Below are 14,989 nucleotides of genomic sequence, written 5' to 3'. Positions count from 1 at the left end.
TGTGTTCTAATAGTTTCTCTTTATCATGAACTCTATGACTTCTTTAAACATTTCAAGGGCTTCTCTATCGTTTGAATCCATGTTCTTAACTATTTCCAATGCCCTATTTGCATATACTTCACTAAGAGAGTCTGCATATTCTATGGCTCCACTTTCCTTAATGATCCGTGCCACTTCTTTTAAGGAGTCTATGTCTGCCTTCCTATTTCCAAGCACACCAAGTATCTTTGTCTTTTTACCTTCATCTAAATTCTTTAAGGAATATATAACCAGTATAGTCCTCTTACCCTCCCTCAAATCGCTGTAAACAGGTTTTCCAAGGGTTTTCTCATCACCTACTAGCCCAAGTATATCATCTCTTATTTGAAACGCTATACCTGCATTCATCATTGCATTAAACAGATTTGAAACCAATCTTTCCTCTGCCCCTGCCAAGATCCCGCCAATTTTTGCAGAATATGCGAACAATGCTGCTGTCTTCTTCGAAACCATGTCTATGTAATCCTCAATGTCAGCATTATCCATTTCTGGTAGTAACATATCTAGTGCTTGTCCTTCAGCCACAGTTATAGCTGCTTCTGTTAATGCTCCCAGTGCCTTGGCAACTCTCTCACTTGGCACAGAATATTCCAGAGCCTTTAACAGGCATCTGTATGCATAAGCAAACAAAAGGTCTCCTGCTATGATGCCCATCTCAACACCCCATAGTTTATGAACTGTTGGAACGCCTCGTCTAAACTCATCCTTATCGATTATGTCATCGTGAACAAGTGTAAATGTGTGCAAAACCTCTACAGCTGCCGCACCTGGTATAGCGATTTCCTCGCTACCACCACTAATCCTGCTGGAGAGCACAACTACTAGGGGTCTAAGTCTCTTGCCACCGGCTCTAATATAGTGTAGCGATGCTTCATATAGCTTTTGTGGATAGCCCTTTAAAGTGCTATATATGAAATCTTCGACTTTCTTTGCGACAATATTTGCATAACTCGTTAAGTCCATGTGGATTCCCAGATTTCTAATAGCAACAATGTATATAAATGTGATTGTTTCTGAGCTTTAACTTTCTAGAACAAATCCATTGAGCAAGCCTGCCAAGTATTATTGTAGGAGCGTGCTTCAGCTCCTCTATGTTTTTAGAGTTCACAAGAGCCATGGCAGTTTTGAGTTGCCTTAAAATAGTGTTTACATACTCTCTGCCTCTTCCCATAACCACACTTCTGAGAAACGGTTGTGCTGCAGCTGCAAGGTCTGCACCAAGAGAAATAGCCTTTGCAATATCTAGACCAGACCGAATTCCACCACTTCCAATTACTGTTATATCCTCTGCAACCGATCTAACTTCACATATCGAAGCAGCTGTTGGGATACCCCAGGCTGTAAACACCTCACCAAATCTAGCTATATCTGCACCACTTTTTATACCCCTTAGCAATTCTATCTTGACCCAGTTAGTGCCACCAACACCAGCAACATCAAATATTTTGATGCCTATAGAATATAGTTTCTCGGCAACCTCTTTTGAAATTCCATTTCCAACCTCTTTTATTATCAAAGGAATTGAAAGCCTTGCTATAAGATCCTTCAGTATATCGAGCACCCCCTTAAAGTCTTTGTCGCCCTCGACTTGAACAAGTTCTTGCGCAGGATTTAGGTGAATAGCAAGTGCGTTAGCTTCTATGGCCGAGACCATGCTCTCTATCTGGTCAATGCTTACTTTCTTTAACTGTGCAAAACCAATATTGGCTATAACTGGAACAGATTTTGCTAAATCCCTTACAATCCTATATGTGTGCAGAAGAGATGGGTTCTCGATCATGGCCCTTTGACTGCCAACACCAATTGCTATACGAAACTCTTCAGCTAGTTCAGCTAGCCTCCTATTTATTTCAAAAGCTCTTTCAGTTCCGCCTGTCATTCCAGAGATTATCAGTGGTGCATTGAGCTTATATCCAAGAAAACTTATTGATACATCAATTTCATCATATGAAAGATCTGGGATAGCGTTATGAACTAGGGTAACATCTTCAAACAGCGTTGTCATAGGCCCTTGCGACTCTAGAGATAAGGCTATTTCTATGTGTTCTTTTTTTCTATTCTCTATGCTCATATCACCACCTTGCTTCCCCTAACATTTTTCCCGCAAAGAGCTTTAACGATGTTATCTTTTTTAAGCCCATTAAATATGAGGACCTCTCTTATATCACTATTCCAATATTTTAAGCCATAGAGAAGTTTTGTCTTTATTCCCCCTGTCACGTCGATTCTCTTCCGGAGACTGGTATCAATAACCTCGATTTCTCCAATTTTGACAAGCTCTAGAAAGCGTGCACCAGGCTCTCTAGGATCCTTATCATAGACGCCATCAACATCTGTTGCAAAGAGTATTCTGCTCGGCTTGAAAATTGTTGAAAGCTTCCACGCTATTTCATCGCCAGACAAGATTTCTGTGCCCCCATCCCCAAATATTATATCTCCAAAGAGAATGGGTATGACCCCCTTCTTTAGAGACATTTCAATTGGTTTAGAAAAACACTCTAAGTCTCCTCTACGACTTCGATAAAAAACTGCATGCGTGTCCAGAGATATTGCTGGAACACCATATGCATTCAATGCATCGGTAAAGACTGTGTTCAGCTCTTTCATGAACCATACTATCTGGGTTATCGCTTGCCCACTCTCTATATTCCCATGCTCTACAACCGTTGCGTGACCAAAGCTCCCACCACCGTGTATCAAAATTATTCGCTTTGTACATAATTGATATGCTTTGCTAATCTCATAAGCTACTCTATACATTTCATCAAACTTTATTGAATACTCGACATCCTTGTTTGTTATCACCGACCCACCAATCTTCAGAATATTAACTATGTCCATCATCTACCTCAAACCTATGCTACATGAGTTTGATTCGATAGAATTTTATTGTAGTGCAGTCCATAATTGGTTTTGCTTCGCTTATCTCACTATAAACAAGCTCCTCACCTAGATAGTCTTTTACGGCTTTGCTTTCCCATGCAATATACAAGCTAAGCATCTTATTTATTTCACCTAAACTGGTTTTGTCACTTGAATTAACCATTTGTGCAAAGAGTCCTACTACATGTGTCAACAACTTATAGAAGAGGGATAGGGTATAACTATCATAGGGATATTCAAGCGAGCTACACCCTCTATCTTTGCATAATATTTCCTTTACCTTTTCAATAATAATCTTTGCACTACCTAGTTTAACGATTTCATTATGCCCCTTAACTACACATACGCTATTGAAGAGATGAGAGCATCTAAGTGACTCTACATAGCCTGGGTCAAATTCAAGTACCTTCTCGTCAAAGGGCGCCATATTTTTTAGAGCCCACATATAATCCCTTGCCGTTATTCCCAGTAACTCCTTTAGAATTTCGATTGTTGCTATAGAGAATATGGATATTGTAGGTGGGTCTCCATTACAGGAAATCCTAACTTCTCCACTAACCCCTCTATAGCCTAGCTCATCTAGTACCATACCAACATAGTTTACTATATTTGTGCTTACATCTAAGTGCCTGTAGTCCAAGGTTCTCTCATAGCTTTTCGAACTTCTTTCAATCCTTGCTATAAAGGTGCATGAAATGTTTGACTGGGCTGAAACAAATGGTGTGTAGAAGCCTTTTATTGGGATACCGATTATTGTAAAAGGAATTGAAACTTTTTTCTGTAGCACTCTATTCATTGAATCACATAGTTTATTCTAGGTAGAGGATTCAAAGGCTTCGTGAGTAACAGGCAAATTGTCTGTGGGTCCTATGCTACCCCTCTCTCGCAGGATTTGCCTTGCCAGTATCCAGTACAACAATGCCAGCGATTTCCTACCTTTGTTATTGGCAGGTATTGCTAGGTCAACCCCCTCCAACCTATTATCGGTACTAACAAATGCAACCACCGGTATGCCAATCATCAATGCCTCGTCAAGTGGCTGCGAATCTATTCTCGGATCAGTCAATATTATAACATCTGGTTCGTAGTACCACTCAAGTTTTGGATTTGTAAGTGTACCAGGAACAAACCTTCCAACAACAGGTTTTGCGCCAACAAACTCTGCAAATTTTAGTACTGGCTGTTTTCCATACTGCCTTGTTGAAACTACCATTATTTTTGATGGTTCATATCTACTAAGGAATTTACCAGCTATTCTTAATCTTTCATCGGTTTTCTTAATATCCAAGATGTAGAGACCATCTGGTCTAACTCTAAAAACAAATTTTTCCATCTGTTTAGTACATGTATGAGTTCCTATATGAACCCCTGCCTGGAGGTATAGCTCTAGGGGTACCAGAAGCTCCACTTGTTGTTGTGCTAGTGCTTTCTGCTCCTCCATGTTGCTACACCTACTTAACACTTCCATATTTTATGACATGCTTAAATAATTCTATATGAGATATCATCATCCTCCTGCAACAATACCTCTTTATACCGAGGTCGTCTAGAACCTTTGCAGGGTCCTCTCCCCTTTCTACACGCCTTCTAAACTCCTCCCATTTAGCGCCTATTGGATAGCCACATGTAAAGCATCTAACAGGTATTATCACTTTATCTCACCTATACGATTTTTGTCTAAACCTCCTAGCACTATATCTCATCCACTTCTCAGGCTCTGTTTGCCTCGGATCGCCAGCCAACATCGACCTGTCATATTCATTGAAAAGCTGTTTTATCAACGGATTTCCAAAGTACATTACAAGACCTCTGGCAACAGCTGTTCGCACGGCATAAGTCTGTGCCATTATACCCCCACCCTCCACATTGACCTCTATATCAATAGTGTTTCTAAGCTTCTCGCTTAGAAGATTTAGGGGTTCAAGCATCTTTAGCCTTGCTAGCTCTATTGGCCATAACTCAACAGGATAGCCATTGACTCTAAACCTGCCCTGCCCAGGTCTTATAATTGCTCTTGCAATAGCAGTCTTCCTCCTACCAACACTTATAACAATCTTCCTTCCGCTAACTATCTGAGGATATGCACCAATTAATTTTAGCTCCTGCTTTTCTTGTGACATCTATTACACCACCTTCTGATGCCAGCCAAGGGCTTTAGCTAGCTCGGCTAATGTAATATACTTTTCTGCTTTTCGGCTATATATCGATATATCAACCACTCTTATGATTTCCCTCCCCTCAAATCTGATTGGCACACCTATGTAAGCCTTTATATTTTTGAGCGCCTCTACACCTCTCCAATTATCTTTTGGAAGCATGTTTTTAACAGTCTTTTTAAATATTGTTACAGGGTTCCTTGGTCTATGTATAGAGTGTCTGTATGGATTCTTATGGGTTCTTACATTGAATAAAAGCTTGTATCCTTCTATTACCCTCTGCTTATCTCCTGTCAGCACAGCCTTCTCAACATTGACTACATGAACCTTAATATTCATGAGAGCTATTTTCGCAACTATGCTTGCAAGTCTTCCTAAAACCATGGAATCCGCGTCAATAACAACTTCTTTTACACCCTTTGACAACACGTTTGCGTATAGATCTTTTGATGTGCTTTCTACAATATTCATACAATCACCTTTACTCTACTTCCGGTAGGGTTTTCTTTAACAAGTTCAAGGATGTGTATAGCTCTTCCACCAGCACTCTTAATTTTCTCCACGGCCATTAAAGAAAAACTTATAGCGGCGATTGTAACCCTGTGATCTAATTTGCCAATTCCGAGAACCTTTCCCGGAACAACAACAACATCCCCATCATTTGTATACCTATTTATTTTATAGATGTTCACTATAATTCTTCTTCTAGCAGGTCTTTCGAGTAATTCGGCCACGTACCTCCAAATAGCTGCTTTATTAGCTCTAGCAGCTTTTCTAAGCTCTCTTATGGTTTTTCTCAATATGTAGTTCGTGGGGCCTGTTCTCCTCAACTACCACCACCTTTTTTCAGTTCTTCAATAAAGCTTCTGATTTCCATAAGCTCTCTTTTCAGTATTTCGAGAGATATCTTAAGTATGGTTTCAGGCTCTAGAGATCCGCTAGACTCTATCCTTAAAATATTTTTATCATCTATCCCATCAACACTTATTGCCTTTGACTGACATACCTGCACACATTGCCTACATATTATACAATCAAATATGTTTCTAATCCTGATCTCATTACCATTCATATAAAGAACCTTTTTGGGGCATACCTCAACACATTTCCCACAAAGATTGCACAGGCTTTTATCCACCTCAATTCTGGCCAGATGTCTGGTGACAGAAACAGTTGCAGGACTCCACTTGGCGTGCTCCAATCCCCTACCAATCCTGGCTCTAATCTCCAAAGCAACCCTTTGCCCAGGTGCAAGAACAACTATTGGTATATTGTCATAGACAGGCTTTACATATGGATCCTCAGACTTTATATCACCAGAATAAACTGTTACCTCATTATCATGTGCCTCAATCTCAAGAAACATGTTAACAAAGCATTTATCGCATAAATCCTTGGATGGCCTCTCATCAGAATCAAGCGAGCACTTCTTGCAGGTATCTATGTCCACCTCCAGCAATCTATCAACACTCTCCTCGCTTCTTATGGGTATCATAGCTAATCTATGTGCAAGCATTTCGTCGAACATGGCTGACGTATTTGAGACGACCGTCACCTCATCTATGGCATATGTTGGAACCTTGGCTAGAGAATATCTTCTAATAACATTTAGTAATGGTAGAGGGGCCCCATCAATAAACAGCTCTATCACTTCTTTGCTCCATTCCCTAATCGCTATATTCAATAATTACACCCTCCTACCACGCCTACCGCCAGGTCTTCTTGTAGTATCATGTGGTATTGGAGTGACATCCTCTATCCTACCAATAATAAATCCTGCTCTAGCCAAAGCCCTTATAGCGGCTTGTGCTCCAGGACCAGGTATCTTGGGTCCATGGCCACCGGGCGCCCTAACCCGTATGTGTATTGCTGTAACACCTTTCTCCATAGACTCTTGAGCAACTCTATAGGCAACCATCATAGCTGCATAAGGACTTGGCTTCTCCCTATCAGCTCTCACAACCATGCCTCCAGAGCCTTTAGCAACTGTTTCGGCACCACTAATATCTGTTATATGTATTATTGTATTGTTAAATGACGCATATATGTGTGCTATACCCCACTTTAGTTCTCTACCCCCAAAAGACATCTACTTCAATCACCTCAGCTTACCTGCGTTGTCTCAGCTGTTCTAGCTTTTGCATAAGATGAGATTGGATAAAAATCTATATATTTCTCATCTTCTCTGCTCACTAGATACCCTGGGGATGTGACCCTCCTACCTCTAACAGCTATGTGCCCATGAACAATAAGTTGCCTAGCTTGGTAAATAGTCTTAGCCAAACCTTTTTTCCAAACAATTGTCTGCAACCTTCTTTCCAATACAGCTTCAGTTGAAAGGCTTAGAATATCTGTAATTGTTGCATTAGCTGTTGACAATATACCCATGCTATAAAGCCTTGCCACTAATTGATTGAGCCTCTTCTCCCTTTCATCTTCCGGCAAAGCCAGCAACGATCTAGCCAAATGCTTTACTCTTCTTAGCATTGTTTCAGCAATCCAAAGCTCTCTCTTATTTCTGAGACCATATGTTCCAACTAGCTCCATTTCTCTCTCTAATCTCGATTTTATCCATGGATGCCCCGGCGATTCCCACCTTCTTCTAGATTTCTTTGGATCACCCATTGTCTACACCATCAAAAACTACTTCTGTTGCTGTTGTTGCTGAGCAGCCTTTTTCCTTTGCACACCTACAACAGGTCCTATACGCCCTGTAGTATGGGTCTTCTGGCCCCTGACTTTATAGCCCATTGAATGCCTCATCCCTCTCCAGCTTCTAATCCTAATCTCTCTATCTATATCCTGCCTAGCGTAGTAGATCAGCTCAGAAGAAACAAGATGCATATCCTGCCCAGTTTCATAATCCTTTCTTCTATTTAGCATCCAAAATGGGAATCCATACTTCGTTGGGTTCTTGATGACCTCCTCTATTTGTGCCACATCCTCATCCCTCAAATAGCCCACAAGAGAATTTGGATTCAAACCAATTTTTCTGCAAATCGCTATAGCCATGTTGTATCCAACACCTTTTATCTTTGCCAGGCCCCAAGCTAAGCTAATGTTCCCCGGAATATCTGTCTCAGCTATTCTTACTATATGCCTATAGCTTCCTCCTGATGACGACATTTAAGACCACTATCAACATCTGATTACATGTAACTTTAAACACTTTAAAAAATATTTTGAAGCTGCTTTTAAGTTATAAAGAAAATCGTTTTCACTTTTTTGTGTATAGCCAGCAGGAGACCATGTGACCATTGCCAACATCAACCAGAGGAGGCTCCTCCCTCCTACAAACATCCATAGCAAACGGACACCTAGGATGAAACCTACAGCCAGGTGGAATGTTCACTGCTGAGGGAACCTCACCCTTTATATCAATTTTTCTAAGGGTCAATCTATTGCGGGGATCTGGTTCGGGAACAGATTCCATTAATGCTTTGGTATATGGATGCAACGGGTTCTCTATTATCTTATCAACATCGCCCATTTCAACTATTTTCCCTAGATACATAACAGCTATCTTATTGCATACATAGCTTGCTACTGCAAGATCGTGTGTGATAAATAAGTAGGATATATTTCTACTCTTTCTAATGTCTAGCATAAGCTGAAGAATCTCCACACGTATCGAAACATCAAGCATACTGACAGGTTCATCAGCAACTATGAGAGAAGGCTTTAGTATCAATGCCCTTGCAATTGCAACCCTCTGTCTCTGACCACCAGATAACATATGTGGATATCTCTCAATGAATTCCTCTGGTGGTGTGAGCTTAACCTCCTGAAGCGCCTTTAGAATAATCTCTAGTCTCTGAGAAGGTTTGTCGCCAATGCCATGTATAATTAGAGGCTCTTCTAAAATATCCTTGATCTTCATCCTCGGGTTCAGAGAGCTGTATGGGTCTTGGAATATTATCTGAATCTCTCTTCTCAATGCTTTATCAATCTGTTTTGGATAGCGCTTTCCAAGATCAATGTACTCATTTGCAAAACCTTGTACCTCAAGAACATTTTTAAGTTCATTGGATGGCTTATAGAGTACAGAGCCTGATGTTGGCGGTATGAGCCTCGCTATCACCCTCCCTGTTGTTGTTTTGCCACATCCCGATTCGCCAACAAGGCAAAATATTTCCCCTCTATCCACAGAAAAGGTAATACCATCTACAGCCCTCAAATATGTTGGCGATTTAATTCCTAGCACTTGCAGAAGAGAGCCTCTAATCTCGTAATACTTCTTTAGATTATCAACAACTAGAATTGGTTTAGTGCTCACTCTACATCCCCCTAAGCCTCGGCTCTACAACCCTCTCTATAGACATGCCTAAGAGCACAAAGGTTAGAGAGACTATCGATATAGCTATTCCTGGCGGGAATATCCACCACCAATAACCGATATTTCCATAGAGTCTAGCATCAGATAGTATACCACCCCATGTGGGGAGCCCGTGCTGAATACCTAAGATAGAGAGCCCAGCTTCGGTTAGTATTGCTGAAGGCGCTGAATACACCATCTGAGCTGCTATATATGGTAATAGCTGTGGTATTATATGCTTTGTCATAATCCACCAATTCGATGCTCCTACAGCTTGCGCAGCTTCAACATATGCCTCAGCTTTTATGCTTAGAGTCATGGATCTGACTATTATTGCCAAACCACCCCAGCCAAACACTATGAGCGTGAATAGTATCACCATAAGCATTATTATGGGTTTGTAAGGGCTAGCCCCATATGCTTGCTGCACTGAAACTGCAATTAGAATAAGTATTGGAAGCGTCGGTATACTGCCCAAAACATCTATAAACCTTTGAACAAACTCATCTATGAAACCTCCATAATAGCCGCTTACAAGACCTGCAAACAGCCCTATTACAGTTGTTAAAAATGCTGTTCCAAAGCCTATTAAAAGAGCTATTGGAAGCCCAAAAAACAATGCTTGCGCAAGGTCTCTACCCCTATAATCTGTTCCCAGTAAGCCATAACAAGTACCAATAATAATAAATCTGAAGTCTTTGGAAGACTTCAAAGCATTTACAACTTTATTCACATCATCAATAGTTACAGAGCCTAAGGTGGATATCCTTACAAATACATATACCTTATATACCCCACCCAAAGGCGCAATTTTTGAACTATTCGAGTATTTGCCAAATAGATATATCGGATAGTTCATAGCAATATCATTCATGCTAGCTACACGCAGAAACTGTGGATATGACATTACTAGCGTTGATGCAAGTTTAATTGTATCCGGGTTCAAAATAATGTTCTCAATAGATATGGATCCATTAGCCCCAGTTGCTAAGTATGATATAACATCTGGTACCACAACCCCATCTGGTCTGGCAATATGTATCTCGATCCTCATGTTTCCAACACCATTAACATAAATGCCATCAAGCTTTAGAGCCATACCTTGTGGAAATCCATCGCCTCTATAGTCATAATTGAATGTATATGTTAAGGATGCTTCATTTGCTGTGACATTCAATTTGTACGCAAGGGTTCTCAAATCCTCTTCAAAATGCTGTACACATGGGTACCCAAAAAAAGATGACCAGCTGGGTGGGACATTCTTTGGTTTGCCACCCCAATACTTTGGATCATTCCATATAGATATAAAGTTTGGTGGAAGTGCTAGGGCAGCTGCCACCCCAATAATAACGAGCATTGAAAGTAGTATTAGGGCTGCTTTTCCACTTGTCTGACTCCATATAGTCTCTCTTATTTGCTTCCAAAACCCTTTTAGCCTTTCCGTCATAGTCTCACCCTAGGGTCGAGAGCTACATAGAGAATCTCTAGTATGAGCCTTGCAACAACATATACAAGGGTTAACACATATGTCAAACCAATTATTGTTGCTGGGTCACCACTTGTGATAGCTTCATAGTAAAGCGTCCCCATGCCCGGCCAATTAAAAACTGATTCTGTTATTATATAGCCTCCCAAAGTCCCTGCCAATCCGAGAAGTACAGAGGTTATCACTGGTGGCAAGGCTGGTCTTAGAATATATCTTCGCAGAACAACCCTCTGTGGCAACCCGCGTGCAACAGCCGCTGTAACAAAGTCCTCTCGTGAGACTCTTAAAAGCATTGCTCTCATATTATAGATCCACGGCCCTAAGAGAACAATAACGATAGTTATTATTGGCAACCATGAATAATTCAATACATTTGCAAAACCTATGATAAATCCCTTTACATCCCCAGATAGAAGCGCCACCGACATATCGCTCAAAGCTCTGATAACCCCCCTGAACTGCTGTGGGGCGACGCCAAGTCTATAACTAAAAATGAATATCATTATTAGTGCCAACCACCACACAGGAATTGCGTTAGTTAGAGCTGCATATATTATCGTAAATCTGTCTGCTAACGAACCAATTCTAAATGCAACGTAAGGCGCTATAACTAATGCAATTAGAATTGCAATGAGCTCGGCAACAGTTATCATAACAATTGTTCTAGGCAAACAAGCCAAGATAACATCACTTGCTTTTACAGGAAGCTGCATGCCAGCAACATCAGCAACTCCAACCTGCTGAACATCGCCAAATTTGAACACAAGTGTTGCATATACTAATGGCAGAACCTTGTAGTACCAAGGCTTGTCAAGACCGTATGTCTCGATAAGCATCTGCTGGTACTCTCTCACCCTCTCCTCTATATAGGATTGACTAACATTTGGCATCTTCGACAATGCCTGTCTATAGGCCCTAACCTCCTCATTTACAATAGCTCTGGCAACTTTATCTACATATCCTGTAGCACCTATTATAAAAGCTGTTAAAAAAACTGCTATAACCAATGCTAAGACCAAAAATATGGCTCTTCTTGCAATCACCAGACCAACTGTCATTAATACATCACCATCTTACATCCATATTACTTTGACCTCCCCCAAGTTAGTATCTGAGTATCTTTGTACACATCAATGGAATGCTTAAAGAATAGTTAATAAACGAAGTTTATAAATTTTTACATAGTTTAAAAGCGGCATTTAAAAAATATATTCTTTTATTGGTGTTTATGCTAGGACCTCCTAGAGAACCTTAATAGCAACACTACATTCAGTATTAGCGATACTGCAAGCAATGCTATTAACACAACCATATATGTGTTCATTGATGCTACAGTACTGTTCAACTTGCTTACAGCGTTCTGCAGATCACTAATAGCATTGCCCACAGCAATGATGTTGTTCGAGACAGTTGTCATAGAATTGGATATTGTATCAATCTTGCTTGCCAAAGGAGCTATCTGGCCAACGATAACACTTGACATCATCTGAGCAATGTTTGGCTGAGCCTGGATTGTCAATGTATATGATGCTGGAACTGCAACAGCATCGCTGAATGCCAGTATTTGTATTTGGTAGTAGTTATAAGGAGCCATTGACTTTGTTACATCAGCTGGAATGGCAATCTGATATATGAGTAGCGTTGCTCCACTTGTTACAAGAGTTGCTTCGCCAATGTATTTAACAGCATTTGTTTGAAGATCCTTTACAATGTATTGCACATATATGTTTCCAGATGCAACAGTTGTTCTCCCACCAGCTGTTAGTGTTGGTGGAACAACATTAACTAGAAATGTAGTTGTATTGCCTACAATTATGCTTGGGGTTGCCGGTACCGTTAGTGTTGCTGGTGTTGCAGAGCCTTTCACCCATGTGCTTGGAGTGAATGGATATGATGGGTCTCTAAATGCTTTTATAACTGCTTTCTGGGCTTTGTCATCGAATGAGTCTAGGTAGAAAGGTCCTTGCGATATCCATGCATTGCTATGTTGATTAACCCAGTTTATAAATGCATTTAGCCTTGCTTTCCACTCATCAAGTGTCATATAAGATCTTTGTGGTGTTGTAAAGTATTTTGCTGGGAAGATGTTCGCCGATAGCATTTGTTGTGCGAGTGCTGCAAGATCTTTTGCATGGGTGCTTAGCACTAGGTTTAGTGCTGGTATCTTCTTTGCATTGCCTGTTGATGTTGTAAATGCATATTTCTGCATATCAAATACTATAATGTTTTGCAAAACAAGTAGCTCGGCTGGGTTGATTGGTGTGAGAGCTGCGTAGTCTGCTATATAGTTGGGGTCGAAGTGCCAGTAGTTGACATACACCTCCAATGTGTTGTTCTGTGGTATTATTCTCAGACCCTTTATGGTGTCGAAGAATGGTTTGTTCGCTCCTGATATAGGTGTTTCAAAGCTTGCTTTCGTATTGTTGTAGACTAAGTCGAACCATAGTGCCCAGGCAGCTAGTATGTCACCCCATGTAATGTTTATTCCGTGGTGCCATTTAGAGCCTATAAACATCGACATGTCGTATTTAACAACAGATACAGCTTTTGTTCCAGGGGCCACATTAACCCACTTGCCTTGTGTAGCGTCCCATATTATGGCATCGGATGGTACATCCAATGTTCCGTCGGGACCTGCTGTCAAAACTACATACTTGGTTCTGACAGGTATTGGCTCTCCATTGAATGGATCTCTCCATGTTAGTGGATCATATGTAGCCCTCTCTATATCGACACTATAAACATCTGTAAAGCCTCCATATATATTCCAAATTGTTCTCGCTGTATATACCCATAGATGACCTATTGTGATGTCAGGCTTGCCTGGTACGTACATACTCTTTAGATTGAACGGCGATCTTAGCCCCACTGACATATCCTCTGTTATTCCTTGCATATCTGCTCTAACAACGTGAATATCCATTCTGGTTGCAATCCATATTCTCACTGATTCTTGTATGCACATCGCTACAATAGTTCTATAGGTGTTGACATAGTCGTCACGGCTCTTGAATGTGCCGAAGTACAGCTTCTGTGTTAGGTTGTCTATTGTGTCGTTTCTGTACCACCACCAGCCCTCTACTTGCCAGCCAGGCATATAGCTGTACCATGGCGCGCACATTTGAGCCGGTGTTGCGGAGTCGTACTTCTCTAATGCGCCTTTACCCCAGCCTTCAGTGTATATATGCCATTGAAGCTCTTTAGGATCTGTGTCATATACTATTTCAAGTGCCTGTGCAAAGGTTAGAACCTGCTTATTCACTACAAATCCGAGGTTCTCAAGCTCTGTTGCAATAAGGTCTCCAATGTCTCTTCTCTCATCTTCTTGCCTTATAATGAATGTCAATTGTATTGGTTTCCCAGCATAATACCATTTGCCGCCTTGCAAAGTTGCTCCTGCAGCTGTCAATGCCTTTTCTACTAGTGTTCTAGCATATGCTGGGTCATACCTTATCGCAAACGATGCTACTAGATCTGATATCAACATGTATGTTGGGTCGTAGTATGAGAGGAATGTTACCATGGGAGCTCCATAGCCTCTGTAAATGTTCTTGACTATGAAGTCTCTATCGATTATGAAGTTTATGGCATATCTGACATCTTTTAGTGCAAATGGATTGATGTTGCTGCCGTCGGCAGCTAGATCAACATATGTAACATCTTTGTCTTTGTCATAGTAGATCTGTGATATGACTGTCTTTGGATAGCCAATAGCCTTTGCTATGTCATCTAAGCTCTTCTTTGTCCAGTCGCCAGATAGGTTAACTGTTTTTACTGGTGCTGGGTTTAGAACAATTGAGACTAGCCCTCCTGGTGCTGAGATAAATCTTATGTTTGATACTCCTTGGAATTGGTCTAACTGTGTTGGCCTCAAGCCATATATGTATGCATCTATAGACCCTGATCTGAATGCCTCCCCAACTCTGTCAGTAGACACTTGCACAAATGTTATGCTATCTGATGCTGGCCCTTTGTTTGCTTGTTGCGCGTATAGCGTTATTGGGGATAGAATTGACAACATTAAGACAGCGAATAGTACATATACTACTAAATTCTTGGCTTTCATTTTATCTACCCACTTAGACAACTTTGCTGTTTTCAAAAGATTTT

The 14,989-nt window shown here is 40.8% G+C and carries 17 protein-coding genes; all 17 read right to left on the bottom strand.

The features are described 5' to 3' along the window. Positions 1–6: 6 nt before the first annotated feature. The 17 genes from QW284_02545 to QW284_02465 all read right to left on the bottom strand — a co-directional run bounded on the left by QW284_02545 (position 7) and on the right by QW284_02465 (position 14,945). On the bottom strand, positions 7–1,002 hold the full coding sequence (locus QW284_02545; protein MEM0338545.1) for a polyprenyl synthetase family protein: 996 nt from the start codon (positions 1,000–1,002) through the stop codon (positions 7–9). Positions 1,003–1,018: 16 nt separating this feature from the next. Next, entirely contained in the window at positions 1,019–2,110 is a 1,092-nt protein-coding gene (gene fni / locus QW284_02540; GenBank protein MEM0338544.1) for a type 2 isopentenyl-diphosphate Delta-isomerase, read from the bottom strand. Then, a complete protein-coding gene (locus tag QW284_02535) occupies positions 2,107–2,883 on the bottom strand; it encodes an isopentenyl phosphate kinase (GenBank protein MEM0338543.1) in 777 nt (258 codons plus the stop codon). The genes fni and QW284_02535 overlap by 4 nt, the downstream gene beginning before the upstream one ends. Before the next feature lie 16 nt (positions 2,884–2,899). Beyond that, the gene (locus QW284_02530; protein MEM0338542.1) at positions 2,900–3,718 is read right to left on the bottom strand and encodes a hypothetical protein; all 819 of its coding nucleotides are present in this window, start codon (positions 3,716–3,718) and stop codon (positions 2,900–2,902) included. 18 nt (positions 3,719–3,736) lie between these two features. Further along, positions 3,737–4,363: a 30S ribosomal protein S2 gene (gene rpsB, locus QW284_02525; protein MEM0338541.1), complete on the bottom strand. Its 627-nt coding sequence runs from the start codon at positions 4,361–4,363 to the stop codon at positions 3,737–3,739. Between the two features lie 10 nt (positions 4,364–4,373). Then, on the bottom strand, positions 4,374–4,574 hold the full coding sequence (locus tag QW284_02520; protein MEM0338540.1) for a DNA-directed RNA polymerase subunit N: 201 nt from the start codon (positions 4,572–4,574) through the stop codon (positions 4,374–4,376). A gap of 6 nt (positions 4,575–4,580) precedes the next feature. Next, positions 4,581–5,042 carry a 30S ribosomal protein S9 gene (locus QW284_02515; protein ID MEM0338539.1) on the bottom strand — a complete coding sequence of 154 codons (462 nt, stop codon included), beginning with the start codon at positions 5,040–5,042 and terminating at the stop codon, positions 4,581–4,583. 3 nt (positions 5,043–5,045) lie between these two features. Further along, positions 5,046–5,549 (bottom strand): 50S ribosomal protein L13, encoded by a 504-nt coding sequence (locus tag QW284_02510; GenBank protein ID MEM0338538.1) that lies wholly within the window; start codon positions 5,547–5,549, stop codon positions 5,046–5,048. After that, positions 5,546–5,908 (bottom strand): 50S ribosomal protein L18e, encoded by a 363-nt coding sequence (locus QW284_02505; protein MEM0338537.1) that lies wholly within the window; start codon positions 5,906–5,908, stop codon positions 5,546–5,548. The genes QW284_02510 and QW284_02505 overlap by 4 nt, the downstream gene beginning before the upstream one ends. Then, entirely contained in the window at positions 5,905–6,762 is an 858-nt protein-coding gene (locus QW284_02500) for a DNA-directed RNA polymerase subunit D (GenBank protein MEM0338536.1), read from the bottom strand. Before QW284_02500 ends, QW284_02505 begins: the two co-directional genes overlap by 4 nt. A gap of 3 nt (positions 6,763–6,765) precedes the next feature. After that, positions 6,766–7,167: a 30S ribosomal protein S11 gene (locus QW284_02495; protein MEM0338535.1), complete on the bottom strand. Its 402-nt coding sequence runs from the start codon at positions 7,165–7,167 to the stop codon at positions 6,766–6,768. A gap of 14 nt (positions 7,168–7,181) precedes the next feature. Continuing rightward, positions 7,182–7,703 carry a 30S ribosomal protein S4 gene (locus QW284_02490; protein ID MEM0338534.1) on the bottom strand — a complete coding sequence of 174 codons (522 nt, stop codon included), beginning with the start codon at positions 7,701–7,703 and terminating at the stop codon, positions 7,182–7,184. 18 nt (positions 7,704–7,721) lie between these two features. Further along, complete coding sequence (locus tag QW284_02485; protein ID MEM0338533.1) at positions 7,722–8,204, bottom strand: 30S ribosomal protein S13; 483 nt, start codon at positions 8,202–8,204, stop codon at positions 7,722–7,724. A 91-nt stretch (positions 8,205–8,295) separates the two neighbouring features. Continuing rightward, entirely contained in the window at positions 8,296–9,354 is a 1,059-nt protein-coding gene (locus QW284_02480) for an ABC transporter ATP-binding protein (protein MEM0338532.1), read from the bottom strand. Between the two features lies 1 nt (position 9,355). Beyond that, positions 9,356–10,840, bottom strand: a complete 1,485-nt coding sequence (locus tag QW284_02475) for an ABC transporter permease (GenBank protein ID MEM0338531.1) — start codon at positions 10,838–10,840, stop codon at positions 9,356–9,358. Continuing rightward, positions 10,837–11,937 (bottom strand): ABC transporter permease, encoded by a 1,101-nt coding sequence (locus tag QW284_02470; protein MEM0338530.1) that lies wholly within the window; start codon positions 11,935–11,937, stop codon positions 10,837–10,839. Before QW284_02470 ends, QW284_02475 begins: the two co-directional genes overlap by 4 nt. 173 nt (positions 11,938–12,110) lie before the next feature. Next, positions 12,111–14,945 carry an ABC transporter substrate-binding protein gene (locus tag QW284_02465; GenBank protein MEM0338529.1) on the bottom strand — a complete coding sequence of 945 codons (2,835 nt, stop codon included), beginning with the start codon at positions 14,943–14,945 and terminating at the stop codon, positions 12,111–12,113. Positions 14,946–14,989: the final 44 nt, after the last annotated feature.

It is taken from the genome of Ignisphaera sp., from assembly GCA_038735125.1.
Classification (GTDB): domain Archaea; phylum Thermoproteota; class Thermoprotei_A; order Sulfolobales; family Ignisphaeraceae; genus Ignisphaera.
This window is presented reverse-complemented; position numbering and strand designations above follow the sequence as displayed.

What these genes read in the sequence shown, in the direction of transcription:
- QW284_02470 (MEM0338530.1), bottom strand. Translation starts at nt 11,937, where the DNA reads ATGACAGTTGGTCTGGTGATTGCAAGAAGAGCCATATTTTTGGTCTTA.
- QW284_02490 (MEM0338534.1), bottom strand. Translation starts at nt 7,703, where the DNA reads ATGGGTGATCCAAAGAAATCTAGAAGAAGGTGGGAATCGCCGGGGCAT.
- QW284_02510 (MEM0338538.1), bottom strand. Translation starts at nt 5,549, where the DNA reads ATGAATATTGTAGAAAGCACATCAAAAGATCTATACGCAAACGTGTTG.
- QW284_02465 (MEM0338529.1), bottom strand. Translation starts at nt 14,945, where the DNA reads ATGAAAGCCAAGAATTTAGTAGTATATGTACTATTCGCTGTCTTAATG.
- QW284_02495 (MEM0338535.1), bottom strand. Translation starts at nt 7,167, where the DNA reads ATGTCTTTTGGGGGTAGAGAACTAAAGTGGGGTATAGCACACATATAT.
- QW284_02475 (MEM0338531.1), bottom strand. Translation starts at nt 10,840, where the DNA reads ATGACGGAAAGGCTAAAAGGGTTTTGGAAGCAAATAAGAGAGACTATA.
- QW284_02485 (MEM0338533.1), bottom strand. Translation starts at nt 8,204, where the DNA reads ATGTCGTCATCAGGAGGAAGCTATAGGCATATAGTAAGAATAGCTGAG.
- fni (MEM0338544.1), bottom strand. Translation starts at nt 2,110, where the DNA reads ATGAGCATAGAGAATAGAAAAAAAGAACACATAGAAATAGCCTTATCT.
- QW284_02530 (MEM0338542.1), bottom strand. Translation starts at nt 3,718, where the DNA reads ATGAATAGAGTGCTACAGAAAAAAGTTTCAATTCCTTTTACAATAATC.
- rpsB (MEM0338541.1), bottom strand. Translation starts at nt 4,363, where the DNA reads ATGGAGGAGCAGAAAGCACTAGCACAACAACAAGTGGAGCTTCTGGTA.
- QW284_02515 (MEM0338539.1), bottom strand. Translation starts at nt 5,042, where the DNA reads ATGTCACAAGAAAAGCAGGAGCTAAAATTAATTGGTGCATATCCTCAG.
- QW284_02545 (MEM0338545.1), bottom strand. Translation starts at nt 1,002, where the DNA reads ATGGACTTAACGAGTTATGCAAATATTGTCGCAAAGAAAGTCGAAGAT.
- QW284_02535 (MEM0338543.1), bottom strand. Translation starts at nt 2,883, where the DNA reads ATGATGGACATAGTTAATATTCTGAAGATTGGTGGGTCGGTGATAACA.